General features: G+C 40.4%; 22 protein-coding genes and 2 pseudogenes. 13 read left to right on the forward strand and 11 right to left on the reverse strand.

Translation table 11 applies throughout. The features are described from left to right. Positions 1–10: 10 nt before the first annotated feature. The 4 genes from lipB (at position 11) to HYG88_RS01205 (ending at position 4,122) form a co-directional block, all read left to right on the forward strand. The gene (gene lipB / locus HYG88_RS01190; protein ID WP_178882421.1) at positions 11–664 is read left to right on the forward strand and encodes a lipoyl(octanoyl) transferase LipB; all 654 of its coding nucleotides are present in this window, start codon (positions 11–13) and stop codon (positions 662–664) included. 81 nt (positions 665–745) lie between these two features. Beyond that, a complete protein-coding gene (locus HYG88_RS01195; protein ID WP_005161783.1) occupies positions 746–1,279 on the forward strand; it encodes a hypothetical protein in 534 nt (177 codons plus the stop codon). Position 1,280: 1 nt separating this feature from the next. Further along, entirely contained in the window at positions 1,281–2,465 is a 1,185-nt protein-coding gene (locus HYG88_RS01200) for an iron-containing alcohol dehydrogenase (RefSeq protein WP_005161786.1), read from the forward strand. A gap of 253 nt (positions 2,466–2,718) precedes the next feature. Beyond that, positions 2,719–4,122, forward strand: coding sequence for an APC family permease (locus HYG88_RS01205; protein WP_171063565.1), 1,404 nt, complete (start codon positions 2,719–2,721; stop codon positions 4,120–4,122). 53 nt (positions 4,123–4,175) lie between these two features. Here HYG88_RS01205 and HYG88_RS01210 read toward each other — a convergent pair. The 8 genes and pseudogenes from HYG88_RS01210 to rplU all read right to left on the reverse strand — a co-directional run. After that, positions 4,176–4,502: pseudogene (locus HYG88_RS01210) on the reverse strand (NADPH-dependent FMN reductase); the annotation flags it as partial. 41 nt (positions 4,503–4,543) lie between these two features. After that, complete coding sequence (locus HYG88_RS01215) at positions 4,544–5,014, reverse strand: tRNA (cytidine(34)-2'-O)-methyltransferase (RefSeq protein ID WP_004664488.1); 471 nt, start codon at positions 5,012–5,014, stop codon at positions 4,544–4,546. 79 nt (positions 5,015–5,093) lie between these two features. After that, complete coding sequence (gene cysG / locus HYG88_RS01220) at positions 5,094–6,467, reverse strand: siroheme synthase CysG (RefSeq protein WP_178882422.1); 1,374 nt, start codon at positions 6,465–6,467, stop codon at positions 5,094–5,096. 66 nt (positions 6,468–6,533) lie between these two features. Then, positions 6,534–7,805 (reverse strand): serine--tRNA ligase, encoded by a 1,272-nt coding sequence (gene serS / locus HYG88_RS01225; RefSeq protein WP_005161804.1) that lies wholly within the window; start codon positions 7,803–7,805, stop codon positions 6,534–6,536. 117 nt (positions 7,806–7,922) lie between these two features. Next, positions 7,923–8,687: an RsiV family protein gene (locus tag HYG88_RS01230; protein WP_178882423.1), complete on the reverse strand. Its 765-nt coding sequence runs from the start codon at positions 8,685–8,687 to the stop codon at positions 7,923–7,925. Between the two features lie 120 nt (positions 8,688–8,807). Continuing rightward, a complete protein-coding gene (gene lolA, locus HYG88_RS01235) occupies positions 8,808–9,506 on the reverse strand; it encodes an outer membrane lipoprotein chaperone LolA (RefSeq protein WP_087546565.1) in 699 nt (232 codons plus the stop codon). Between the two features lie 198 nt (positions 9,507–9,704). Next, positions 9,705–9,959, reverse strand: coding sequence for a 50S ribosomal protein L27 (gene rpmA / locus HYG88_RS01240; protein WP_004640422.1), 255 nt, complete (start codon positions 9,957–9,959; stop codon positions 9,705–9,707). 17 nt (positions 9,960–9,976) lie between these two features. Further along, positions 9,977–10,288 carry a 50S ribosomal protein L21 gene (gene rplU, locus HYG88_RS01245; RefSeq protein WP_004664501.1) on the reverse strand — a complete coding sequence of 104 codons (312 nt, stop codon included), beginning with the start codon at positions 10,286–10,288 and terminating at the stop codon, positions 9,977–9,979. 449 nt (positions 10,289–10,737) lie between these two features. Here rplU and sdsA point away from each other — a divergent pair, with 449 nt between their 5' ends. The 8 genes from sdsA to HYG88_RS01285 all read left to right on the forward strand — a co-directional run bounded on the left by sdsA (position 10,738) and on the right by HYG88_RS01285 (position 21,381). Further along, positions 10,738–11,715 carry an All-trans-nonaprenyl-diphosphate synthase gene (sdsA, locus tag HYG88_RS01250; RefSeq protein WP_178882424.1) on the forward strand — a complete coding sequence of 326 codons (978 nt, stop codon included), beginning with the start codon at positions 10,738–10,740 and terminating at the stop codon, positions 11,713–11,715. A 14-nt stretch (positions 11,716–11,729) separates the two neighbouring features. Beyond that, positions 11,730–13,784 carry a site-specific recombinase gene (locus HYG88_RS01255; protein WP_178882425.1) on the forward strand — a complete coding sequence of 685 codons (2,055 nt, stop codon included), beginning with the start codon at positions 11,730–11,732 and terminating at the stop codon, positions 13,782–13,784. Between the two features lie 152 nt (positions 13,785–13,936). Continuing rightward, entirely contained in the window at positions 13,937–14,587 is a 651-nt protein-coding gene (locus HYG88_RS01260; RefSeq protein ID WP_178882426.1) for a phosphatase PAP2 family protein, read from the forward strand. Continuing rightward, entirely contained in the window at positions 14,574–15,824 is a 1,251-nt protein-coding gene (locus HYG88_RS01265; protein ID WP_087546562.1) for an efflux RND transporter periplasmic adaptor subunit, read from the forward strand. Before HYG88_RS01260 ends, HYG88_RS01265 begins: the two co-directional genes overlap by 14 nt. 12 nt (positions 15,825–15,836) lie before the next feature. Then, positions 15,837–19,010, forward strand: a complete 3,174-nt coding sequence (gene adeJ / locus HYG88_RS01270) for a multidrug efflux RND transporter permease subunit AdeJ (RefSeq protein ID WP_075696744.1) — start codon at positions 15,837–15,839, stop codon at positions 19,008–19,010. A 5-nt stretch (positions 19,011–19,015) separates the two neighbouring features. Beyond that, positions 19,016–20,476 (forward strand): multidrug efflux RND transporter AdeIJK outer membrane channel subunit AdeK, encoded by a 1,461-nt coding sequence (adeK, locus tag HYG88_RS01275; RefSeq protein ID WP_004963657.1) that lies wholly within the window; start codon positions 19,016–19,018, stop codon positions 20,474–20,476. Between the two features lie 108 nt (positions 20,477–20,584). Continuing rightward, complete coding sequence (locus HYG88_RS01280; protein ID WP_004950740.1) at positions 20,585–20,935, forward strand: YbjQ family protein; 351 nt, start codon at positions 20,585–20,587, stop codon at positions 20,933–20,935. 8 nt (positions 20,936–20,943) lie between these two features. Next, positions 20,944–21,381, forward strand: a complete 438-nt coding sequence (locus HYG88_RS01285) for a YbjQ family protein (protein WP_178882427.1) — start codon at positions 20,944–20,946, stop codon at positions 21,379–21,381. Positions 21,382–21,400: 19 nt separating this feature from the next. On the opposite strand, the gene HYG88_RS01290 is transcribed toward HYG88_RS01285, so the two are convergent. Next, positions 21,401–22,207 (reverse strand): SDR family NAD(P)-dependent oxidoreductase, encoded by an 807-nt coding sequence (locus tag HYG88_RS01290; RefSeq protein ID WP_178882428.1) that lies wholly within the window; start codon positions 22,205–22,207, stop codon positions 21,401–21,403. 18 nt (positions 22,208–22,225) lie between these two features. Continuing rightward, the gene (locus tag HYG88_RS01295; RefSeq protein WP_178882429.1) at positions 22,226–22,888 is read right to left on the reverse strand and encodes a hypothetical protein; all 663 of its coding nucleotides are present in this window, start codon (positions 22,886–22,888) and stop codon (positions 22,226–22,228) included. Between the two features lie 406 nt (positions 22,889–23,294). On the opposite strand from HYG88_RS01295, the gene HYG88_RS01300 reads away from it, so the two are divergent. Beyond that, entirely contained in the window at positions 23,295–26,195 is a 2,901-nt protein-coding gene (locus HYG88_RS01300) for a valine--tRNA ligase (RefSeq protein ID WP_178882430.1), read from the forward strand. Positions 26,196–26,274: 79 nt separating this feature from the next. Here HYG88_RS01300 and HYG88_RS01305 read toward each other — a convergent pair. After that, a pseudogene (locus tag HYG88_RS01305) lies at positions 26,275–26,393 on the reverse strand (IS4 family transposase); the annotation flags it as partial.

Below are 26,393 nucleotides of genomic sequence, written 5' to 3' on the forward strand. Positions count from 1 at the left end.
TTTTATTGTAATGAGCTCTGTAAAACCTACTTTAATCATTCGTTGTTTCAATGATCTACAAGACTACACAGCTCGTTTTGAAGCAATGAAAGACTTCACAACTCATCGTGATGAAACCACACCCGATGAAGTTTGGTTATTACAACATCAAGATGTTTTGACTCAAGGGCAAGCAGGCAAAGCTGAACATATCCTTACGCACAGCAGCCTTCCAGTTGTCCATACTGATCGCGGGGGACAGGTCACTTGGCATGGTAAGGGTCAACTCGTTGCCTATTTCCTATTAGATTTAAACCGTTTGAAATGGCATGTTCGAACTCTAGTCAGCTTTGCTGAACAAGCCATGATTGACTTGCTGAAACAATACAACATTGATGCTTACGCTAAGCCTGATGCGCCAGGAGTCTATGTTGATGGTCGTAAAATCGGGTCTTTAGGTTTTAAAATTCGCCGTGGTCGTAGTTACCACGGTTTAGCCTTAAATATTGATTGTGATTTAACAGGCTTTCAAACCATTAATCCTTGTGGATACGCAGGTTTAGAAATGGTACGCTTGCAAGACTTGCTTGAAGATTACCCAAGCTTTGAGCAACTTTGTCATGATTTTATTCGCTATTTACAAAATACGAATTTCTTTCATGACCTTATAGTCAAATCTGAATAAACTACTTTTAAATTCCAAAGAAATAAATTAGAGTAATTACTCTAAATTTGCTTTTGCATAATTTTAACAAGGGATACGCGAGTGATTTCGACCAAAGCAGTGAAGCCCACTTTGCAATTTGCCTACGTAAAACTCATGATGGATGTCGTCGGTCGTGGTTTAGTAATGGCAAGCCAAGTGGATGACGAAGTACAACAGGAAGTCTCTAAATTTCCAGTTGGCTTTATACTTTCAATGAATGTTTTCCCAAATGGTCCTGCATTTATTGCACGAGTGACCGAAGAAAAACAATTAGAGCTTTTATCCAACTATAAAGGCAAACCCGATTTAACAATTACCTTCAAACATTTAACTCATGCTTTTCTGGTATTTTCTTTCCAAGAAAGTACTGCTCAAGCATTTGCCAATGACCGTATGATTGCTGATGGTGATGTTTCAAGTGCCATTCGCTTAGTGCGTTGTTTAAATAAAATGGAAGCGTTAATTCTACCTAAATTAATTGCCTCACTTGCTGTGAAACGTTATCCAGCTGAATTAACATTCAAAGAAAAATTCACTGGCGCAAAAAATATCTACCTCAAAGTCGCACAATCATATTTCAAACGGAGCGCATAACATGGCTAAGCCTTATTACGAATTTTTTTGTCCTGTAAAGGTAATTGCTGGTAATGCTGCGTTAGAGCACATCCCTTTTGAACTTGCGACTCTTGGTTCAAAACGCCCAATGATCATTACCGATAAAGGCGTACGTGCAAATGGTCTACTCAGCCCAATTGAAGCTGCTTTTAGCACAACAGATGCTGTAATTGGTGCAATTTTTGATGACGTTCCACCTGATTCAAGCTTGGAAGTAGTACGTGCAGCAGCACAACTGTATCGTGAAAAAAAATGTGATGCGATTATTGCGATTGGTGGTGGTTCGGTTATTGATACATCCAAAGCAACTAATATTTTAGTTTCAGAAGGTGGCGATGATTTATTGCAATACTCAGGTGCGCATAACCTACCAAAACCATTAAAACCATTCTTCGTGATTCCGACAACGTCTGGTACAGGTTCTGAAGCAACTATGGTTGCTGTCGTTTCTGATACGCAAAAAAATGTCAAACTTGCATTTGCTTCTTACTATCTCATGCCACATGCAGCGATTCTTGATCCGCGCATGACACAAACATTGCCACCACACCTAACCGCAATGACAGGTATGGATGCACTCACTCACTGTGTTGAAGCTTATACATGCTTAGCAGCGAATCCTTTAAGCGATGCTTATGCAAGTGCTGGCATCAAGAAAATTAGTGAAAACTTATTCAAAGTTTTAGACAATCCAAGTGATGCACAAGGTCGTTTAGAGCTTGCTCAAGCATCAACTATGGCGGGAATCGCATTCTCTAATTCAATGGTTGGTCTGGTTCACTCACTTGGCCATGCTCTGGGTGCGGTGGCTCACCTACCCCATGGTCTTTGCATGAACTTATTCTTGCCATATGTGCTTGAATACAACAAAGAAGTCAATGGTGCTAAGATTGGTGAATTATTGCTTCCACTTGCAGGTGCAGATATTTATGCACAGACACCTGCTCATCTGCGAGCAGAAAAAGCCATTGCAACTATTTTAACCATGCGTGATCGTTTATTCACGCTTACTAAACTTCCACGTACTTTACGTGAAACGGGTAAAGTGACAGAAGCGCAGTTAGACGAAGTTGCTGAAAAAGCCTTAAATGATGGTTCAATCATTTACAACCCAAAAGAAGCGAATTTAGAAGATCTTCGTGCAATATTGCAAAAAGCATGGTAATTCATTAAGTTAAATAAATAATTTAACTTTCAAAGCCCCGATATAATCTCGTTATCGGGGCTTTGCCATTTTAAATGAATCTTTATTCATCTATTTCTTTGGCGAATTGGCAAAAAAATTGCTAAAAGAAGCATAAAAGTACTGACAATTTATAATAAATTACGATAAATTGGCGCACTTCTTTTTTTTGTAGCGGGGGTCATTTTTGTCTCAAATGACCCTTAAAACCATAGCTGATCTTTGATCAACGATTATGAGGATAACGCCGTTGACAAATATTTCTGGGACTCCATCGGTAGCTAAACTGCAAAAAACGCTAGGTCTCTGGCACATTATCATTATTGGTTTGGCTTATATTCAACCGATGACCTTGTTTGACACCTTCGGTCTGGTATCAGAAGAAAGTCATCACCACGTTCCTACCTCTTACATTGTGGCATTGATTGCGATTTTATTTACATCGCTAAGCTATGGGCACATGATTCGCCGTTATCCATCTTCTGGATCGGCTTATACTTACGCTCAAAAATCAATCCACCCAAATGTTGGCTTTATGGTGGGGTGGTCTTCTTGGCTCGATTATTTACTATCACCGATGGTCAATATCATCTTGGCGGGAATCTATCTGGATGCCTTATTTCCAAATGTAAACCACTGGGTCTGGGTGATTATCCTGACTGCCTTTATGACTGGCATCAACCTGCGTGGCGCTCGTTTTGTTGCAAACTTTAATAGCTTGATTGTTTTAGTTCAACTGATCGTCATCGGTGTATTCACCTATTTAGTTTATAACAAACTACAAATGGGGTATAACGCAGAAGGTCCAATTACTGCAGAAACACGCTATCAACTTTGGAGCTTACAACCGTTCTGGAATGAGCTAACCTCTATTGGCGCGTTAATTACAGGTGCAACCCTACTGTGCTTTTCATTTACAGGTTTTGATTCTTTAAGCTCTCTTGCAGAAGAAACCAAAGATACTGAAAAGACCTTACCAAAAGCGATTTTCTTGACTGCATTATTCGCAGGTGTAATTTTTATTATCAGCACCTACTTTATGCAAATTTACTTTCCGAATGATCCTAAAACTTATTTTGAGGACGTCGCCGCAACCCAACCTGACATCCTGTTGCTGGTGGGTGGTTCGTTATTCCAGTCCTATGTGCTTGCCTTTGCGATTGTGACGGTCATGGCATCAGGGATTTCTGCCCATGCAGGCGTATCACGTCTGATGTATGTGATGGGTCGGGACGGTGTGATTAATAAGAAAATCTTCGGCCATATTAGTCATAAAACATATACCCCATCTTATAATATTATCATTGTAGGATTGGTCGCATTAAGCGCTGGTTTTATGAGTTTGGATGTTGTGATTTCAATGATCAGCTTTGGTGCTTTGATTGCATTTACTTTTGTAAATCTCTCAGTGATTTCTCGCTATGCATTACGTGATGGCCGTACAAAGAATTTCAAAGATATTTTAAACTTTGTCATCATTCCTCTTTGTGGCTTCCTGAGTGTCTTCGCTATGTGGCTAGAAATTGAAGATACAGCATTAAAATACGGTTTATGGTGGGCAATGTTTGGTGTTTTATATTTAGGCTATAAAACCAAAGGCTTTAAATATAATGCACCTCAACACAATGAACACGAATAAAATCATCTAAATCTAAAAAGGCGCTAAATGCGCCTTTTTATTAACTCAAAAACTTAGCTATGCAGTTTTTCAACAATTGACTTAACACGTTCCGCATACAGCTTCGCTGTTTCTAAGTCCCCTGTTGGAATCTCATCTACACTCGCATCAGAAGGTGATTGAACCAGTAAACCAACAGAACCGCCTAAATTATTCACATCTTCGCGTTTTGCGGCTTTGGTATTGGCTGGAAGTAAACCTAAACTCACCCAAATACCACCATGCTGAGAAGCTAAGGTTTGTAATTGAATCAACGTCACTTGTTTATCACCATTTAAACTTGCACTGTTTGTAAAGCCTGCAAAAACTTTATCTTGCCAACCACGTGTGAACCATAACCTTAGTTGTTGTAAGCCCGTATGGTGATCTCTAACCCAAGGAATTAAAGTTGTTTAAAACCCTGTTGTCTCCACGCTTCATAGACAATCACGGCGGTTGCGTTAGAGAGGTTTAAACTTCTTGAATTTTCAGCCATTGGCAGACGAATCCATTGCTCTTGTGGGAACATTAAACGCACTTGTTCAGGTAAACCACGAGTTTCAGGCCCCATCAACAAAGCAACTGGACGATTAAGATCGACTGTATGCGGTGTCGCTGTACCTTTAGTGGTCAATGGAAAAACATGCTCAACACCTTTGGTTTTTAAATCGGCAAGACAGAGTTCGATATTGTCCCAAATTTGCATTCTTGCCCATTCGTGGTAATCCAAACCTGCTCGCTTCAATTTCTTATCGTCTAGTTCAAAACCTAAAGGTCTCACTAAATGCAATTGAGCACCTGTATTGGCACACAAACGAATAATATTACCTGTGTTTGCAGGTATTTCTGGTTCGTATAGGACAACATGAATCACAAATTTTCTCTACTATTCAAATTCTCCAGATCTATTTATTCAATAGATCTGGAATGACGACAACGCCATAAAGGAAATTTTATTGCCATTTTAACTGTTCACGCAGACTAACTACTTCACCAATAATGGTTAAAGTCGGTGCTACGATATGATGCTCAGATACTTTGGTCGCTATATCAGCTAAAGTTCCAACCACCACATTTTGATCTGGCGTGGTACCTTTGGAAATAAGTGCAACTGGCATATTTGGACGCTGGCCGTGAGCAATCAGTTGCTCACAAATGCGTTCTAAACCAACTAAGCCCATGTACAACACCAGAGTTTGGTTTTCATACACTAGTTCATTCCAAGGAAGTTCTGGTGATCCCTCTTTAAGGTGTCCTGTTAAAAAACGTACGCTTTGTGCGTAATCACGATGCGTGAGTGGAATACCTGCATAAGCAGAACACCCTGACGCCGCTGTAATACCCGGCACAACTTGAAATGTAACATCAGCTTCAACTAATTCTTGAATCTCTTCGCCACCACGCCCAAAAATAAATGGATCACCACCTTTTAAGCGGCAAACACGCTTACCTTTTTGTGCATATTCAACCAACAAAGCATTAATACCATCTTGTGGGACTGAATGATTAGAACGTGCTTTACCGACATAAATCTTTTCAGCATCACGGCGGCACAATTCTAAGATCGGTGCAGAGACCAAACGATCATAAATCACCACATCAGCTTGTTGCATCAAGCGTAATGCTTTTAAAGTCAGCAACTCTGGATCACCAGGACCCGCACCCACTAAATAGACTTCACCTTTCGGTGCAGTCCATTCTGTTAAGGCTTGTTCAATTAAATTATTTGCCACCTCAAGATTGTCATTAAAGACTTGTTCTTTTAGTGGGCTTGCATATAAGTTTTCCCAAAAGATACGACGCTCATCTGGATTCGCAATTTTTTCTTTCACCTGTTTACGCCATTGACCAGAAAACTCAGCTAATTTACCCATACCATGAGGAATAGAACTTTCTAACTGTGTACGAATTTGACGTGATAAAACAGGCGAAGCTCCATTTGAAGCCACAGAAATAACGAGTGGTGACCGATCAATAATTGCAGGCACCATAAAACGACAATTTGGAATATCATCCACGCTATTGACGAGAAGATTACGTATCTCACATTGCTCAAAGACAGCTTTATTCACATCAGGCTGATCTGTCGCTGCAATCACTAGGCGATAAGGCGTTGCTAAAATATTTACAGAAAAAGGGGCTTGAATATATTGACCCTGTGACTTCTCAACTAATTGTTGCAAATCAGGCTCAATCTCTGGTGCAATCACATCAATAATCGCACCAGCTTTGACTAACAAGTTTGCTTTGCGGTAGGCAATATGCCCACCACCCACAATCAGGCAACGTTGCTGCTGCAACTTTAAAGAGATTGGGAAAATTTCCACGATACGCCTCTATATTTTTAGATCTGATTGAGCTAAAGCAAAAACTATGCACAAATTCGATGCATTTTAGTCGATATAACTAATACCGCCCATATATGGACGTAAAACTTCAGGAATCTCAATCGAACCATCCGCACGTTGATAGTTTTCCATCACTGCAAGCAAAGTACGACCTACAGCTAAACCTGAACCATTCAACGTATGCACCAATTCGATCTTCTTCTGATCTACGCGGTAGCGTGCTTTCATTCGTCGTGCTTGGAAATCGCCCATGTTTGAGCAACTTGAGATTTCACGATAGGTATTTTGGCTTGGCACCCATACTTCTAAGTCATAAGTTTTGGTTGCACCAAAACCCATATCACCACCACAGAGCAAAATTTTACGATATGGTAAGCCTAATGCCTGCAAAATGCCCTCTGCATGTGCAGTTAGTTCTTCAAGCGCCTGCATTGAGTGCTCTGGTTTTGAAATTTGCACCATTTCGACCTTATCGAACTGATGTTGACGAATCAAACCACGGGTATCACGACCATAAGAACCTGCTTCGCTACGGAAACATGGTGTATGTGCTGCGTATTTAAGTGGTAAACGATCTGCATCTAAGATTTCGTCACGCACAAAGTTTGTTACTGGCACTTCTGCGGTCGGGATCAAGTAATATTCTTTTTCACCTTGCAACTTGAATAAGTCTTCTTCAAATTTAGGCAGCTGACCTGTACCACGTAAACTATCTGCATTAACTAAGTAAGGAACATAAGCCTCGGTATAACCATTTTTGAGCGTATGCGTATCTAACATAAACTGCGTCAAAGCGCGTTGTAGACGTGCCAAAGGACCTTTGAGTACGCTAAAACGTGAACCTGTTAATTTGGTTGCTGTTTCAAACTCAAGCCCACCCATCCACTCACCAAGATCGGTATGATCTTTGATCTCAAAATCAAATTGGCGTGGTGTGCCCCACTTTAAGATTTCAACATTATCGCTTTCATCTTTCCCTTCAGGCACAGACTCATCTGGCAAATTTGGAATGGCTAGTGACTTCTGCTCTAGTTCAGTTTGCAACTCAGCAAGCGCAACTTCAGCAGCTTTGATTTCATCTCCAATGGCAGCCATACGTGCCATAATTTCAGATGCATCTCCGCCCGATTTTTTGATTTGACCAACTTGTTTTGCACCAGCATTACGTTCAGCCTGTAAATTTTCAGCTTTGGATTGTAAATCTTTACGGCGAACTTCTAAGTCAGCCCATTCTTGTACATTAAGCTGAATACCACGTTTTGCTAAAGCAGCATTCACTGCTTCAATATTATTTCTGAGTAATTTTGGGTCGATCATAATCAATCATGAATAGAGAAAAAACTGGCTATAGTGTAAGGCTTTAACCTAAAAAAATACAGCGATTGGCAATAAACTATCAGCATCTATAAACAATGTTTAGATGCTGACTAACAACTAATTTGGCTCTTTCGGTAAGCTTGGTAAATATTCAGACTTGATAAATTTTTTGGCTGAATAATACGGTAAAGTTAATTCGCTCATCCCTTCTGCATATGAAGCCAACTCATACAATGGATAGACGAACACGATCCCATTGACTCCATAATAAAAATTATCACTGACTTGCAATTGATCTTTCCTAATTTGGTGATCATCTAACCAGTTTTGATTAGCAGCATATAACTCATCACGAAGTTTTTGATTCATTTCGGGTTTCAACAACTCTGCAACAGTAATATGTTTCTTATTCGACAAATCAAAATTCACAAATTCCTGATGCGAAATACCATGTGCCGCACCCGCAGGGTAACTATAGGTCTGAATGGCAAAAGTCGCCAAATTATAGTTTTGCCCCACAAAACGCACGTAAGTACTACTTTCACTGAGTGAAGGTTCATCGGCTGGCAGCTTGACTTTCTGGTCAGCGATATTAGCAAAGGCATTCGGCTCTGCTTTTTTCATACGATGAAGAAAATATTCATCAATCCATTTTTGATTGGTTTCAACATTTTGTAAATCATACTTGGTACAACCATCTTCTAAACAGACTTTTTGTTTGGGTATTTTGACTGCAATAACTTTCGCTTGAATGAGTGGAATATCTACTTTGTCCTTTTCATTAGTTGTATCTTTTTTAGGTTGGCAACCTGTTAATGCAATAACTGTCAGGATAGGAAGAAGCGGAATAATTTTTGATAATTGTGTAAAGTTCATCGTCATGCAAGCCTCTGATGTTTTTCTTCACTATACAAAGCCTTGCCTATAGATGAAATTAAGAAATGTATCTACATTTCACCTCAAAGAGCAACAGTAATTGCAGCTCTTTGAGTATTTAGAATATTACTGATCAATAATATCCGTACCTTTCGGTGGCGTGAAATTAAATACTGATGCAGGAATAGTTGGATTAACTTTTACATTAGTAAATCGAACATTCGTTGTTTGACCTAAAGAATCTTGTAAGACCATCAAGTTAGGTGCCTTATTTGCACCAAAACTAATCGTTAAACTTTGAAATGCTCCATCCTCTTGTTTTGGATACAAAGTATAATAAAGCTTACTACGATCAGGCTGCGTTACGCGATAAGATTGCATAATCTGTTTGGTATTCCCTGACAGTAAAAGCGCTGGGGTATTCGCAATTTGATCATCCAAACTTTGACGTACTGCCTGTTGAAGATCAGGATCATAAATCCAGACGACTTTACCTGTAGTCACAATCGTTTGTTTAGCAGGACTTGTGGTTTCCCAATAAAACTTTCCAGGTCGTTCAACTTTCATTGAACCTTTAAAAGTCTGGTTCATATGTTGTGCAGTTAAACCTTTTTTCTGAACTGCTTTATTACTCGCAGCTACTTTGGTACTTTGTTCAAAATCTGCTGTGAATCTTTGTAAGCCAGAGAGTTGTTGAACCAAACTATTCGTCGCCTGCTGAGTCGATGCAGCCACAGGTGCAGCAAATACCTGACTACTCACAACAGGAGCAAGTGTAGCTACACTTAAAGTTGTTGCATAAGCGATTTTTTTTACGAAATTCATAAAATGAACCTTCTATCAGATTTTTACTGTTATGACGACATCTTACTGTTTTTGATCATTTAAAAAATGAAGAAAAGCATTGGTTTTGTGTAATTCGTGTCGCAAAGGTCTGCATTATGTATGAAGTTACAGCCTTTATGTAGAGATTGTAAATATAAAAAAACCCGCTAAAAGCGGGTTTTTCTGAACCATTAAAGCTTAAGCTTCAACAGTTACATAGCGACGGCCAAATTGACCTTTCACTTCAAATTTTACTACGCCGTCAGCAGTAGCAAATAAAGTATGGTCACGACCCATACCAACATTTGCACCAGCGTGGAATTCTGTACCACGTTGACGAACGATGATGTTACCAGCAGTTACAGTTTGACCACCGTAAACTTTAACACCTAACATCTTAGGATTCGAATCACGACCGTTCTTCGTCGATCCACCGGCTTTTTTAGTTGCCATGTCTATTTACTCCTGAGTTAGCCTGCGATACCAGTAATTTTCAACTCGGTAAACCATTGACGGTGACCTTGTTGCTTACGGTAGTGTTTACGACGACGCATTTTGATGATGCGGATTTTGTCGTGACGACCATGGCCAACTACTTCTGCAGTTACTTTTGCGCCAGCTACTACTGGAGCACCGATTTGAATGCTGTCACCGTTAACAACCATTAATACGTCATCAAACGTAATAGTTGAACCAGTTTCTGCTTTCAACAATTCTACTTTAAGGGTTTCACCCTCAACAACACGGTGCTGTTTACCACCGCTTTGGATTACTGCGTACATAATGTACTCCAACATGCCCGTGTCGTCGTGTCGATAAAGGGATATACCGAGCTTAAAACGAACGCCACTGGGGTTATATAAGGGGACAAATTTTAAGTGAAAATTGATCAAACAACAAGTCATTTTGCACAAATGCAGAGATATTGATAAGTTGCTTGGATTTTTTAATGAAATCAATTAGATTGATGCCGGCTTGTTTTGATTGATTCTGATCAAAATTTGAAATACATTTTTAAAAACAAATTGCGACAATAACAAACTGTGTTTTTATCAAGTCATAAGTAGAGTGATATCGGTTTATAGAGAATTGCCTTTATTTGGCTAAATTAAGACCAAAAAACTCACCGTCTTGTTGTAAATCACAGATTACATGACTTGTATAACTGTTTAGCAATAAATTAATTGATACACTTGGCAACATTATCCACCTATACGAGGTTTTCCTTCATATGGTTATCGATTTCAAGCAAGACATTCTCTCCCCTGTTGCGACAGATTTTGCTGCGATGGATCACCTGATCAATGAAGGTATAAGTTCTAAAGTTGGTCTTGTTATGTCGGTGAGTAAACATGTTGTTGAAGCTGGCGGTAAACGTATGCGCCCAATCATGTGTTTACTTGCTGCTCGTGCTTGCGGCGTCGCAAACATGCAACATGCCCAACATTTAGCGGCAATTATCGAAATGCTACACACTGCAACATTGGTGCATGATGATGTCGTTGATGAATCCAACTTACGCCGTGGTCGTCCAACCGCAAATGCAACATGGAACAATCAGACCGCCGTTTTGGTGGGTGACTTCCTGATAGCACGGGCCTTTGATTTGCTGGTGGATTTAAACAACATCACTTTGCTCAAGGACTTCTCAACAGGAACCTGTGAGATTGCGGAAGGCGAGGTTTTACAGCTTCAGGCACAGCACCAGCCAGACACCACTGAAGAAACCTATCTCAGAATTATTCATGGTAAAACCTCACGCCTGTTTGAACTGGCAACTGAAGGCGCGGCAATTTTAGCGGGCACTGAAGAATATCGAGAGCCTTTGCGTCGTTTTGCTGGTCATTTTGGTAATGCCTTCCAAATTATTGATGATATTTTGGACTACACCTCTGATGCCGACACATTAGGTAAAAATATTGGTGATGATTTAATGGAAGGTAAACCGACTTTACCGTTAATTTCAGCATTAGCTCATTCAACTGGAGATGATCATGCGATTATTCGTCGCAGTATCGCGACAGGTGGTATCGAGCATTTGGACAAAGTCATTGAAATTGTTCACAACTCAGGCGGCTTAGACTACTGTCAAAAACGTGCCAAACAAGAAACGGATGCAGCTTTAGAAGCGCTTAAAGCGCTACCAGATAATGAATATCGCCAAGCACTGATTAATTTGACCTTAATGGCCTTACATCGACTTCAATAACTTTATGAGTGCCTATGCATTTAACTTTATCTGATTTATTTTTAAAAATGCAGGAACAGCTTGATCAAAACCAAGCTGTTTTAGATGAAAATATTATCATTGAATTAATTAACCGCTTACGGCCAAAAAATCCAAAGGACGCGGACGAAGTTAAACAACAGATTCAGGGCTTCATCAAAATATTATTATTGACGCCGACGTCTGCGCTCCTATTACAAAATTTCTTACTCAAACTGATTAGCCAATACAAACAGATTAGCTTATATGCTGATAGTGGTATTCTTTCATTAGATGGTTTTTGGAATCAACTGAGTCAACGCCTTGGTGCGCACTTTCTTCCATTGGTTGAAGATGGTCAGCAGTTAAAGACTCTTATTGGAAAAGTATTTTACCAAGAAACAGATAGCCAATGGCTTGATCTGATTGAGAATCAAGACTGGATCACTTTATTTAATCTGTTAGCCGAAAGCCAAAGTAATACGGTTGAAAAACAAATTTCTAAAAATGAGCTCATCAAGGCGATTACCGTTTTGTCTTATCGAATCAGTGGTATAGGTTTATATCCTGAATTTATTAATGCTCAGCCAGATATTATTGAATATGAATCTCCCTTCTTAGTTCAAAATCGAGAAATTGTTGAATTCATCGAGAAATATAAAAAACAAATTGATGATCAAGATGCAGTTGTTGTAATGCCACCACCTGATGCTTCTCAGGCATTTGTAATGCTAGATCAATGCCGTGAAGTCGTACTCAAAATTCGCCGTGCAACTAAACGTATTGGTGTGAGTGTTAGCTTAACCTATTTATTATCTCTACTTGAGCAAGCAATTGATCGTATTGAACTTTTATTGAGCTTATTGGCAAGTAAAAATGAGATACGCTATCTTGCATTAGGTGAATTACTTACTGACTTCACCAAGGCACATTATGATGAAAAAAGTGTTCGTCATTTACTCAGCTCAACCAGCGAACTGGTTGCATTACAGGTCACTGAAAATGCGAGTAAAACAGGTGAACATTATGTAAGCACTGATAAAGCTGGCTTTTTGGGTATGTATAAAGCAGCAGCAGGTGCTGGTGCAATTATCGCAACGATGGCCACTTTAAAGATTTTAACTGCTCGTTTAGTGCTCGCACCTTTTACACATGCTTTTTTATATAGTATGAATTATGCATTAGGCTTCATGCTTATCCATGTCTTACACTTTACCGTTGCGACTAAACAACCCGCAATGACAGCGGCAGCACTTGCCGCAACAGTACAACACCAAAAAGGCAGTAAAACAGCTCAAATTGCTGAATTGGCTGCTCTGATTATCAACATTATTCGAACTCAATTTATTGCAATCCTCGGTAATATTTCGATTGCTATACCAGTAGCAGCTTTAATTACTTTTTTATGGCAATACAATCTACATGAACCTTTGCTTTCATCAACAAAAGCAACCAAAACCTTACATGATCTAAATCCATTTACTTCGTTAGCTGTACCCCATGCTGCAATTGCTGGAATATGCTTATTTTTCTCAGGACTACTTGCAGGCTACTTCGATAATTTGGCCATCTACCGAAAGGTTGGTCCTCGTTTAAAACAACACCATCGTTTGAAACGCTGGATGGGACAACAGCGTTTAGATAAATTTGCCAATTATATCGAAACCAACTTAGGTGCTTTAGCTGGTAACTTCTTGTTCGGTATCATGCTTGGAAGTATGGGGACGATTGGTTTTATTCTAGGCTTACCACTAGATATTCGTCACATTGCCTTTGCATCTGCAAATTTTATACAAGGCTTAATGACTATTAGTGGATCACCTGATATTGGTCTAATCCTTGTATCGTTCCTTGGTGTCATGCTCATTGGTTTAACCAACCTATTTGTTAGCTTTACTTTGACTATTATTGTTGCTTTACGCGCTCGTCGCGTACGTTTCGCACAATGGAAACCATTGGCAAAATTGGTACTCACCCACTTCTTAACACGACCAAGTGATTTCTTTTGGCCACCAAAGCAACCAATCGAAGTAGATGATGATGCATCAAGTGAACAAAAAGTGAGACATTAATCAATTTTTGTTATGTTTTTTTACTGAACCTTGAGAAAATCTGAAAATGAAATTATCATAAAATTTCAAGACTTGACCAAAAGTGTACTCACAAGTACACTTTCAAACATTATATAACCCTGAACAATGGTTAAGCAAATAATGAGGTTCGCATGCCGTACCTACTGCTTTGTATTGGTTGCATTTTTTTGATAATCGGTGTGATGGGGCTGTTTTCTCCAAGCATATCAAATTTAGACCTTAGAGGTGTTCAAATGCTATTTGAACACCGTTCGTTTGCGTTTAACCACGTAGCCGTTCTGTTTTCTCGCCTAGGAGGCATGCCCTTTTTACTGGTTTTGACGTCGTTTTTTTGTATCCATCAAATTCGAAAGAAAAACTATAAAAAGGTCATATTTGTCGCCCTGAGCGTGATCGGTAGCATTGTAATTGGTTGGCTTCTGAAATGGGGCATTGATCGACCAAGACCGTTGGCGTTTTATCATTTAGTTCAAAGTTATGGAGCATCCTTCCCAAGTGCCCATAGCCTGTATGCTGCAACCCTATCGAGTATAGTTCTGTTGCTATCACAACAGCACAAATATCGTTCCAGTATCGTTTTAGTATCTGTTTTATGGTTAATAATCATGGGGATATCTAGAGTTTATGCAGGGGTTCATTACCCAACTGATGTATTGGCTGGTTGGGGTATTGGGTTGATTTTGACTTCGTTGCTTTGGTTTTGGCTGTATCAAAGCAATTTCAGCAACAATTTGTTTTTAGATAAAAAATCTAAATTGAGGTGGAACAATGATGTCGGCTAAGCTTTGGGCACCTGCCCTCACTGCTTGCGCATTAGCAACAAGCATTGCGCTTGTTGGTTGTAGCAAAGATCCTAAAGATGAACAGCAAGCTGCTGCTGCTCAAAAAATGCCGCCTCCAGAAGTTGGTGTTATCGTTGCTCAACCACAAAGCGTTGAACAAAATGTTGAACTTTCTGGGCGCACTTCTGCGTATCAAATATCAGAAGTTCGTCCACAAACGGGTGGCGTTATTTTAAAGCGTTTATTTGCTGAAGGCAGTTATGTCGAAGCAGGTCAAGCGCTTTATCAAATAGATGCTAATACCAACCGTGCAACTGCTGACAATGCTCGTGCAGCTTTATTGCGTCAGCAAGCTAATTTAAATGCATTGCGTGTGAAAGAAAATCGTTATCGCCAATTGGTTGGTACTAACGCCGTTTCTAAACAAGAATATGATGATATTAATGCTCAAGTAAAATTGGCTGAAGCTGATGTAGCTGCAGCTCAGGCAGCATTGAAAAATGCTGAAATTACTTTAGGTTATTCAACTGTTCGCGCACCAATCTCAGGGCAATCTAGTCGTTCTTCGGTAACTTCTGGTGCTTTAGTTACTGCAAACCAAGCAGATCCGTTGGTGACAATCCAACAACTTGATCCAATCTATGTAGATATCAATCAATCAAGTGCTGAAATGCTCCGTTTACGTCAGCAGTTGAGTAAAGGTAGTTTAGATAGTAGTAATAATACGCGCGTCAAACTCACACTTGAAGATGGTTCAGATTATCCTATCGAAGGACAACTCGCATTCTCTGGTGCGAGTGTTAACCCTGAAACAGGATCAGTCACTTTACGTGCCGTTTTCCCAAATCCAAATCACTTGTTATTACCTGGTATGTACGCAACTGCAAAAATTTCTCAAGCAGTTCTACCTAATGCATATCTGATTCCACAAGCAGCTGTAACTCGCTTACCTACAGGACAAGCAATTGCTATGGTCGTAAATGCGAAAGGTGCTGTAGAGACTCGACCAGTGACGACAGCAGGGGTTCAAGGTCAAGACTGGATTATTACCGATGGTTTAAAAGCTGGTGATAAAGTTATTGTGGATGGTGTTGCAAAGGTAAAAGAAGGTCAAGAAGTTAAGGCTAAGCCTTACCAACCTCAAGCATCACAAGGTCAAAATGCTGCCCCTAAAGCAAATGAACAAAAACAAGCTGACTCTTCAAAAACTGAACAAAAAGCTACTTCACAAGCTTAAGGGGTAGATTGCATGGCTCAATTTTTTATCCATCGCCCAATTTTTGCATGGGTGATTGCGTTGGTGATTATGCTGGCGGGTATTCTCACCCTCACCAAAATGCCAGTTGCGCAATACCCAACAATTGCACCGCCCACGGTGACAATTTCTGCAACATATCCAGGTGCTTCAGCTCAGACTGTTGAGAATACGGTTACTCAAATCATTGAACAGCAAATGAATGGTTTGGATGGTTTGCGTTATATCTCTTCAAACAGTGCGGGTAATGGTCAAGCATCGATCAACTTAAACTTCGAACAAGGCATTGATCCTGATATCGCCCAAGTACAAGTTCAAAACAAACTGCAATCAGCAACAGCACTGTTACCTGCTGACGTACAACGTCAAGGTGTAAAAGTGACGAAGTCTGGTGCAAGCTTCTTGCAAGTTATTGCATTTTATTCGCCAGATAACAGCCTTTCTGCTTCTGACATTAAAGATTATGTGAACTCAAATATTTCTGAGCCACTGAGTCGTGTGGCAGGTGTAGGTGAACTCCAAGTATTTGGTGGTTCATATGCAATGCGTATTTGGTTAGATCCAGCAAAACTTACTAGTTTTAATCTCACACCTTCAGATGTTGCAGCAGCTATACGTTCACAAAATGCTCAAGTTGCGGTAGGTCAATTAGGTGGTGCCCCAGCAGTTCAGGGACAAGTTTTAAATGCGACGGTAAATGCACAAAGTATGTTGCAGACTCCAGAGCAGTTTAAAAACATTTTCCTAAAAAATGCTGCTGATGGCGCACAAGTGCGTTTAAGTGATGTTGCACGCGTTGAGTTAGGTTCTGACAACTATCAGTTTGACTCTAAGTTCAATGGTAATCCTGCAGGTGGTGTCGCGATTAAACTTGCGACGGGTGCAAATGCGCTAGATACAGCTGCTGCAGTTGAAAAACGTTTATCAGAATTACGTGTGAACTATCCAAGTGGTTTAAAAGATAAACTTGCTTACGATACGACACCATTCATTAAGCTTTCGATTGAAAGTGTAGTACACACACTGATTGAAGCTGTTGTTCTTGTATTTATCGTCATGTTCCTGTTCTTACAGAACTGGCGTGCGACGATCATTCCGACACTCGCAGTCCCTGTAGTTGTATTGGGAACTTTTGCGGTAATCAATATTTTCGGCTTCTCAATCAACACGCTCACCATGTTTGCGATGGTACTTGCGATTGGTCTGTTGGTCGATGATGCGATTGTAGTCGTCGAGAACGTCGAACGTGTTATGCAAGAAGAACACCTTGAACCTGTACCTGCTACTGAAAAGTCGATGGGTCAAATTTCTGGTGCTTTGATTGGTATCACTAGTGTATTAACGGCGGTATTCGTACCAATGGCCTTCTTCGGGGGTACAACTGGTGTAATTTACCGTCAATTCTCTATCACTTTAGTAACGGCAATGATTTTATCTTTGATCGTTGCGTTAACGTTTACCCCTGCCCTTTGTGCAACGTTATTAAAACAACACGATCCAAACAAAGAACAAAGCAACAGTATCTTTGCACGTTTCTTCCGTGGTTTTAATAGTGGGTTCGAGAAACTTTCAGAGAAATATCAAGGTGGTGTCAACCGTATGACCCATCATAAGTTGTTCTCTGGAGTCATTTATATCGTTGTTATTGCTGCTTTAGTTGGTTTATACAAGATGTTGCCTTCGTCTTTCTTACCTGAAGAAGACCAAGGTGTAGTTATGACACTTGTTCAATTACCACCGAGTGCAAGTCTTGAAAGAACAGATAAAGTCATCACCACTATGACTGATTACTTCTTAAATAAGGAAAAAGAGCATGTAGAGTCGATCTTTACTGTGTCTGGCTTCTCATTTACAGGGGTTGGTCAAAATGCTGGTCTTGCTTTTATCAAATTGAAAGACTGGAGCGAACGTACAACACCTGAATCACAAATTGGTGCCATCATTCAACGTGGTATGGCATTGAACATGATCGTAAAAGATGCATCTTACATCATGCCATTACAGCTTCCTGCAATGCCTGAATTGGGCGTATCGTCTGGTTTTGATATTCAGTTGAAAGATGTAAGTGGTCAAGGTCATGAAAAACTGATTGCTGCTCGTAACGCTATTTTAGGTATGGCATCACAAGACAAACGTCTTGCAGGTGTACGTCCGAATGGTCAAGAGGACACTCCTCAGTACAAAATCACAGTTGACCAAGCGCAAGCTGGTGCAATGGGTGTGAGTATTAGTGATATTAACAGCACCATGAGCATGGCTTGGGGTGGTTCTTATATCAATGACTTCGTTGATCGTGGTCGTGTGAAAAAAGTTTATGTTCAAGGTGAAGCCGATACTCGCATGATGCCTGAAGACCTAAACAAATGGTATGTACGCAATAACAAAGGTGAAATGGTTCCATTCTCAGCTTTTGCTAAAGGTGAATGGACGTATGGTTCACCACGTTTAGAACGTTACAACGGCGTATCTTCTGTGAACATTCAAGGTTCTCCTGCACCAGGTGTCAGCTCAGGTGACGCGATGTTAGCAATGGAAGAAATCATTGGTAAGTTACCATCGATGGGCTTACAAGGTTTCGACTATGAATGGACAGGCTTATCTTTGGAAGAGCGTGATTCTGGTAACCAAACAGTTCCATTACTCATTCTTTCATTATTGATCGTGTTCCTGTGTCTTTCAGCATTGTATGAAAGCTGGGCGATTCCAATTTCGGTATTGTTAGTTGTACCACTAGGTATTATTGGTGCTTTCACGATGACATGGTTAGGAATGGTGATTAAAGGTGATCCAAACTTATCCTTTAACATTTATTTCCAAGTCGCAATCGTAGCCGTGATTGGTCTTTCTGCAAAAAATGCGATCTTGATCGTAGAGTTTGCAAAAGAGCTGCAAGAAAAAGGCGAAGAGTTATTTGAAGCAACATTACATGCTGCAAAAATGCGTTTACGTCCGATTATCATGACTACACTTGCATTCGGATTTGGTGTTTTACCATTAGCCCTTGCAAGTGGTGCGGGTGCAGGTAGTCAACATTCTGTTGGTTATGGTGTACTGGGTGGCGTAATTTCTTCAACACTTTTAGGTATCTTCTTCATCCCTGTATTCTTCGTGTGGATTCGTAGTATCTTTAAGTACAAACCTAAAACTTTAAATACTCAGGAGCATTGATCGTGATGCAAACTGTTTGGTCTATTTCCAGTCGTGGCATTGCAATCTCTGCACTCGCGCTGTCTTTGGCTGCCTGCCAAAGCATGCGTGGGCCAGAGCCTGTTGTGAACACAGCGATTCCTGAAAGCTTTGCGTCATATAGTAATGCTTCTGGAACTTCTATCGCAGAACAAGGCTACAAAGACTTCTTTGCGGACCCTCGTTTATTACAAGTGATTGATATGTCACTTGCCAATAACCGTGACTTGCGTACAGCAGCGTTGAATATTCAAAAAGCGCAACAGCAGTACCAAATTTCAGAAAACAACCAATTACCAACGATTGGGGCAAGTGGTAGTGCGGTTCGCCAAGTCACACCATCTCGTGATCCAAACAACCCCTACTCGACTTACCAAGTTGGCTTAGGTTTAACGGCTTACGAGTTAGATTTCTGGGGTCGAGTTCGTAGCTTAAAAGACGCTGCTTTAGATAGTTATCTTGCGACACAAAGTTCACGTGATGCGACTCAGATCAGCTTAATTGGACAAGTGACACAAGCATGGTTGAATTATTCATTCGCCAGTGCACAACTCAAACTTGCAGAGCAAACGCTCAAAGCACAGCAAGAGTCATTTAACTTGAACAAAAAGCGTTTCGATGTCGGAATTGATAGTGAAATTCCTGTTCGTCAGGCTCAGATTTCAGTTGAAACTGCACGTAACGATGTAGCTAACTACAAAACCCAGATTGCACAAGCTCAAAACTTGTTGAATTTATTGGTCGGTCAACCAGTTCCTGAAAACCTGTTACCAAAACAACAAGTCGCTCGTATCACACAAAAGAATGTGTTGACAGCAGGCTTACCAAGTGACTTGTTGAATAATCGTCCTGACGTCAAAGTGGCTGAGTATCAACTCAGTGCTGCGGGTGCAAATATAGGTGCTGCGAAAGCAAGACTATTTCCAACGATTAGTCTGACGGGTTCAGCAGGTTATGCATCAACGGATTTAAGTGATTTGTTTAAATCTGGCAACGCACTTTGGTCAATTGGTCCGAGCATCGATATGCCAATCTTTGATTGGGGTACACGTCGTGCGAATGTCAAAATTTCTGAAACAGATCAGAAGATTGCACTTTCAAATTATGAAAAGTCAGTCCAATCTGCATTCCGTGAAGTGAATGATGCTTTAGCAACTCGTGCCAATATTGGTGATCGTTTGAGTGCTCAACGCCGCTTAGTTGATGCCACCAACACCACTTATAAACTATCAAATGCTCGTTTCCGTGCTGGTATTGATAGCTACTTAACGGTGTTAGATGCTCAGCGTTCAGCATATTCAGCAGAACAAGGCTTATTATTATTGCAACAAGCTGATTTAAATAATCAGGTTGAGCTTTATAAAACCTTAGGTGGTGGACTTAAAGCGTCTTCAACTGAGACGATTGCACGCCAACCATCTAGCGCTGAAAAAAATAGCGCTCAATAATAAAAAACTTTGTCATAAAAAAGCTCACTTCGGTGAGCTTTTTTATTGCATGCATGCGGAATATTTCTTATCTTCAATACTGAAATATTAAAGACTTAGAAAAACGCTATGTTATTAAGCAGTTTAGAATCAGTTCCTGGTCACGAGATTTTACGTCAGCTAGATGTCGTTTACGGCAGTACGGTACGCAGTAAACACGTTGGTCGAGATCTTATGGCAGGATTAAAAAACATTGTTGGTGGTGAACTAACAGGCTATACAGAGTTGCTTGAAGAATCTCGCCAAGAAGCGACACAACGTATGATCGATAAAGCACGTGCTTTAGGTGCAAATGCTATCGTCGGTATTCGTTTCTCGACATCAAATATCGCACAAGGTGCATCAGAACTTTTTGTTTACGGCACTGCGGTTATTGTTCAACCTAAAGCACCCACACTTCCAGACCCATTTAGTGCATAGGCAAATATATGGATGGTTTAATTTTACAAATCGTTCTTTTCTTAATTCTGTTCACTGTAGGTTGGGGATTCGGTCGTCATATCGAACAAAAACATCTTCGTGAATTAGATGAAAAAGAAAAACAATTTGCTCATATTCGCATTGATAGCAATCGATTCGTCGAGACTCAATCAAATGGACAACTGGTAAGTAGCAATGTCGTCATTTCACATGACTACTTTAAATATGTGCTTGCGACGATTAGAAATTTTCTAGGTGGTCGTCTGACCAGTTATGAAAGTATTGTTGAACGAGCACGCCGTGAAGCAATCATTCGACTCAAACAACAAGCACATGCAATTGGTGCTAGCCATATCATGGGGGTTCGTCTCAGCACGACTGAACTCGGTATGCAAGGTGGGATGGTTGAAGTATTTGCATATGGCACGGCTATTTTAAATGAGTAAAAGGGAGCAAAAGCTCCTTTTACTTCACTTTCATTTTGCGAATCATCTTATACAACAAGTTTGGTGATAATCGAGAGACCAAGACACCCAATTGTTCTTTTTTCCCACCAACAACAATATATTCATCTCCCGCCATCAAAGATTCAACGACACGTTCTGCAAATACATCCGCTTCTAAACCATTTTCAATCGCTTCATCTTGATGCCCTTGTGGTTTGCCCTCACCATTTAAAGCATTAAATGAAACATTGGTTTTAACAAAACCAGGAAAAACCACTGAAACTGCTATTCCCTCTTTGGCGACTTCCGCACGTAAGCTATTGGCCCACATGTGAATTGCAGCCTTAGCCGCAGAATAAGTCGCGCGATATTGGGTTCCTAAAAGACCCGCCACACTCGAAATAAATACCACCCGACCTGATTTTTGTTTGCGCAAAGTGGGTAATACGGTTTTGGTAAAGAACACTTGGGAGAAATAATCCACTTCCATGATGGCACGTTCAGTGTGCATACTCGTTTCTTCAATCAACGCACGCTGACTCAAGCCTGCATTATTAATCAGCCAATCAATACGTCCTTTGGTTGCGAGAACTTGTTCATGTGCATGGCGGACTTGAGCTTCATCGGTAATATCAGCAGCGATTGAAAGATGCTGTTCAGGCTTAAGTAAACCCACTCGAACCGATTCCAACTCATCATAACGACGTGAAGTCAGTACAACTTGAGCACCTTGTAAAGCGCACTCTCGTGCCAAAGCTTTACCTAAGCCCGAAGATGCACCTGTAATCCATACGACTTTATTTTCAAGACTTTTAAGTTTCGCCATGTCATATATCTCCTTTATTTATGCAGGGTGACGCATAAATTTAAGAAAGTGATCTACATAAGTTGCCGCAACTTGTTGATCAAGTTGAGTACCTAATTTTTCTAAACGCTTATACCCTAAATGTGTCGTCATATTAATGACGCCATTTAAGGTTTTATCGACTACAAAATTAAATTTTAGGCTCTTTTTCGGCTCACGAATTAAATGAGTGACACCTACATCAATCACTTCTGTGAGCAACTTCAGTGAATTGGCAATTTCCCGACTTTCCCCTTCAGCTAATTTTTGACTCGAAGCTTTAACCTGTTGAGTCAACTGTTGCTCAATCGGATAAGTCATATATACCGACTCATCTTCAACTCGAATTGTTTTAGATAAATGTTCGACCAATGGAACTAGACGATCATTCCCAAAGAATGACACTGACCATGGCATATATTTTCGGATTGCTTCTAAAATCTGCTGAATCACTTTTTCAGATTCACCTGTGAGTGAGTGATGTTGATTGTCTTGCAATAGCACCATGAAAACTTGTTCTATCACTTCACATGCAATTTCAGATAAAACTGCCCCCAAAGCATTTGCTTGGCTTTCTTTACTACCCTGTAAGAGCTGCGTACGGATATGAGCAAATCGCGCGTATGTATCGGCATGAATATTTAAAAAAACGGCAGTGTTCATTCTAATCACCCTATTCTAGATTCCATAAAATAAGGGCTTATTCAATAAGCCCTTATTCATCCTTAGATTCTGTTTTTCTTTCATTTTTGGCTTTTCAAATGCTGAATTTACCACATTCTATTCACGATCAACATGCATAAATTTCAAAAATGGTTGACCGTGTGTTGCTTCATTAATTTTTAATAGAATTGAATAACTCATCGTAACCGTCCTTTTTTAAGTTTTAATATTTTGATATCGTTGTTTTACGCTTAAACATTTTTTAATTGTGTGATGTAACACACATAAATCTAACTTTTTCAAGAAAAAAACCAACTGTTTTCATCGACTTTTTTTTGATGAAAATATTCATCATTTTTTTGCTACAATAGATCTAATTTTTTATTCAATTTTAATCTTCTGTACTATGACTGACGCTCAATCTGCTCAAAATATTGCAACTACTTACGATCCAACCGAGATCGAAAAGAAATGGTATCAAATCTGGGAACAACAAGGTTATTTCAAACCCTCAGGTCAAGGTGAATCATTCTGTATCATGATTCCACCACCAAACGTCACGGGCAGCTTGCACATGGGTCATGGTTTTAACAATGCCATCATGGATGCCTTGACCCGCTACAACCGTATGTCAGGTAAAAATACCTTATGGCAACCAGGTACTGACCATGCGGGTATTGCAACACAAATGGTGGTAGAACGTCAGCTTGGCGCACAAAACATCAGCCGTCATGACTTAGGTCGTGAAAAGTTCATTGAAAAGATTTGGGAATGGAAAGAACAATCTGGTGGTACGATTACTCGTCAGATCCGCCGTTTAGGCTCTTCTGTTGACTGGTCGCGCGAACGCTTCACCATGGATGAAGGTTTATCCAATGCAGTCAAAGAAGTGTTCGTTAAACTGCACGAAGATGGCTTGATCTATCGCGGTAAACGCCTCGTAAACTGGGACCCGAAACTGCAAACTGCCCTTTCTGATCTTGAAGTTGAATCAGACAAAGAAGAAGCAGGCTCATTGTGGCACTTCAAATACTTCTTTGAAGACAAATCGCTTCGTACACACGATGGTAAAGATCACATTGTTGTCGCTACGACTCGTCCTGAAACATTGTTAGGTGATACTGCCGTTGCTGTTGCACTTGATGATGAGCGTTATTCGCACCTTGTTGGTCAGAACATTATCCTGCCAATTACAGGTCGTGCAGTTCCAATTGTTAAAGATGAATATGTTGATAAAGAATTCGGTACAGGCTGTGTAAAAATTACGCCTGCACATGACTTCAATGACTATGAAGTGGGCAAACGCTGCGAATTGCCGATTATCAACATCTTTAACAAAAATGCGGAAGTATTGGCTGAGTTTGAATACATCGCCAAAGCAGGTGAGCAAATTTCTAAAACCATCGCCGCACCAGCAGACTACATTGGTTTAGAGCGTTTTGCTGCACGTAAAAAACTGGTTGAACAAGCTGAAGCAGAAGGCTGGTTAGATCAAATCCAACCGTATACCTTGAAGCCACCACGCGGTGACCGTTCAGGTGTGATTGTTGAGCCATTATTGACCGACCAATGGTATGTGAAAATTGCACCTCTTGCAGAACCTGCGATTGAAGCGGTGAAAGATGGTGACATCAAATTTGTACCTGAGCAATACAGTAACATGTACATGGCGTGGATGAACAACATTCAAGACTGGTGTATCTCTCGTCAACTTTGGTGGGGTCATCGTATTCCCGCTTGGTACGATGCTGAAGGTAATGTATTCGTTGGTCGTGACGAAGCAGAAGTTCGTGCCAATAACAACATCCCTGCTGATGTTGCATTGAGTCAAGATGAAGATGTATTGGATACATGGTTCTCTTCTGCGCTTTGGACATTCTCAACTTTAGGTTGGACTGGCGACAAAGCAAAAGATGCTGAAAACTATTTCCTCAATACCTTCCACCCGACTGATGTGTTGGTCACTGGTTTTGATATTATCTTCTTCTGGGTTGCACGCATGATCATGATGACCATGCACTTCATGAAAAATGAAGATGGTACGTCTCAAGTTCCGTTCAAAACTGTGTATGTACATGGTTTAGTTCGTGACAGCGAAGGTCAAAAAATGTCGAAGTCTAAGGGCAACGTACTTGACCCATTAGACTTGATTGATGGTGTAGATCTTGAAACTTTAGTACAAAAACGTACAACTGGTTTGATGAACCCGAAACAAGCAGCGAAGATTGAAAAATCGACTCGTAAAGAATTCCCAGAAGGTATTCAAGCGTATGGTACAGATGCCGTTCGTTTCACTTTCTGTGCGCTTGCCAACACAGGTCGTGACATCAAGTTCGACATGAAGCGTGTTGAAGGTTACCGTAACTTCTGTAACAAGATTTGGAACGCAACCCGTTTCGTATTGATGAATGTTGAAGGTCAAACCGTGGGGCAAACTGCTCGTCCTGATCTTTGGGAGTTACCAGAGCAATGGATTATCAGCCGTTTACAAAAAGCGGAAGCTGCGGTTCAGCAAGCATTTGCAACGTATCGTTTAGACTTGGCTGCTCAAGCGATTTACGACTTCATCTGGAATGAATACTGCGACTGGTATGTTGAACTCACCAAGCCTGTATTGAACGATGCTGAAGTATCTGAAGAGCGCAAAGCTGAAGTTCGTCGTGTGTTATTGGCGGTGATGGAAGCGTCTTTACGTTTGGCACACCCAATTATGCCGTACTTGACTGAAGAAATTTGGCAAACCCTTGCGCCAATGCTCGGTATTGAAGGCGAAACCATTATGACTGCGGCATACCCTGTGCCTGCTCAAGAGAAAATCAATGAGCAAGCTGAAGCAGACATGCAGTGGTTACAAGGTTTGATTGGTGCGGTGCGTAACATCCGTGGTGAAATGGGCTTAGGTAATGCACGTTTGTTGCCTGTTCTACTTCAAAACACGACTGAAGCGGAAAAAGCACAAATCACGCGTATTGAAGCGTTGTTTAAAGCTTTAGCGAAAGTTGAAAGCATTACTTTCTTGGCTGATGCTGAGCAACCACCATTGTCGTCTTCTTCTGTTGTGGGTCACGTTTCTGTATTTGTTCCAATGAAAGGTTTAATTGACCCGAAAGCGGAATTGGGTCGCCTACAAAAAGACTTAGACAAAGTGCAAAAGCAGCATGACCAAATTGCAACTAAACTGGCAAATGAAGGTTTTGTGGCGAAAGCACCTGCGGCTGTAGTTGAAGGTGAAAAGGCGAAATTGGCTGAGTTTGCTGATCAGTTAGCGAAGATTAAAGCGAATATGGATCAGATTGCAGCGCTATGATGCTGTAGTTTGATATAAAAAATCCCCACAATAGAGGGGATTTTTTTTAAATACTATTTAACTCTGTACACGACAAATTTCATAGAGCCCTTGTCCTATCAGGCTTTTTCTTTCTTAAAATTGCGAGCACTTTCTTAAATTCTTCTTTTTTTCCAAAACCAATCAAACGTAGAATAGCCATCTGAACATAGTCTAAAC

This window comes from Acinetobacter sp. SwsAc4, assembly GCF_013391535.1.
Lineage (GTDB): Bacteria > Pseudomonadota > Gammaproteobacteria > Pseudomonadales > Moraxellaceae > Acinetobacter.

Bases quoted from the DNA above. Each gene is read 5' to 3' on its own strand.
- HYG88_RS01260 (WP_178882426.1), top strand. From the start codon at position 13,937: ATGCCGTACCTACTGCTTTGTATTGGTTGCATTTTTTTGATAATCGGT.
- HYG88_RS01290 (WP_178882428.1), bottom strand. From the start codon at position 22,207: ATGGCGAAACTTAAAAGTCTTGAAAATAAAGTCGTATGGATTACAGGT.
- HYG88_RS01230 (WP_178882423.1), bottom strand. From the start codon at position 8,687: ATGACGATGAACTTTACACAATTATCAAAAATTATTCCGCTTCTTCCT.
- adeJ (WP_075696744.1), top strand. From the start codon at position 15,837: ATGGCTCAATTTTTTATCCATCGCCCAATTTTTGCATGGGTGATTGCG.
- lipB (WP_178882421.1), top strand. From the start codon at position 11: ATGAGCTCTGTAAAACCTACTTTAATCATTCGTTGTTTCAATGATCTA.
- rplU (WP_004664501.1), bottom strand. From the start codon at position 10,288: ATGTACGCAGTAATCCAAAGCGGTGGTAAACAGCACCGTGTTGTTGAG.
- HYG88_RS01200 (WP_005161786.1), top strand. From the start codon at position 1,281: ATGGCTAAGCCTTATTACGAATTTTTTTGTCCTGTAAAGGTAATTGCT.
- serS (WP_005161804.1), bottom strand. From the start codon at position 7,805: ATGATCGACCCAAAATTACTCAGAAATAATATTGAAGCAGTGAATGCT.
- sdsA (WP_178882424.1), top strand. From the start codon at position 10,738: ATGGTTATCGATTTCAAGCAAGACATTCTCTCCCCTGTTGCGACAGAT.
- HYG88_RS01205 (WP_171063565.1), top strand. From the start codon at position 2,719: ATGAGGATAACGCCGTTGACAAATATTTCTGGGACTCCATCGGTAGCT.
- HYG88_RS01285 (WP_178882427.1), top strand. From the start codon at position 20,944: ATGGATGGTTTAATTTTACAAATCGTTCTTTTCTTAATTCTGTTCACT.
- HYG88_RS01300 (WP_178882430.1), top strand. From the start codon at position 23,295: ATGACTGACGCTCAATCTGCTCAAAATATTGCAACTACTTACGATCCA.
- lolA (WP_087546565.1), bottom strand. From the start codon at position 9,506: ATGAATTTCGTAAAAAAAATCGCTTATGCAACAACTTTAAGTGTAGCT.
- rpmA (WP_004640422.1), bottom strand. From the start codon at position 9,959: ATGGCAACTAAAAAAGCCGGTGGATCGACGAAGAACGGTCGTGATTCG.
- HYG88_RS01265 (WP_087546562.1), top strand. From the start codon at position 14,574: ATGATGTCGGCTAAGCTTTGGGCACCTGCCCTCACTGCTTGCGCATTA.
- adeK (WP_004963657.1), top strand. From the start codon at position 19,016: ATGCAAACTGTTTGGTCTATTTCCAGTCGTGGCATTGCAATCTCTGCA.
- HYG88_RS01280 (WP_004950740.1), top strand. From the start codon at position 20,585: ATGTTATTAAGCAGTTTAGAATCAGTTCCTGGTCACGAGATTTTACGT.
- HYG88_RS01255 (WP_178882425.1), top strand. From the start codon at position 11,730: ATGCATTTAACTTTATCTGATTTATTTTTAAAAATGCAGGAACAGCTT.
- HYG88_RS01295 (WP_178882429.1), bottom strand. From the start codon at position 22,888: ATGAACACTGCCGTTTTTTTAAATATTCATGCCGATACATACGCGCGA.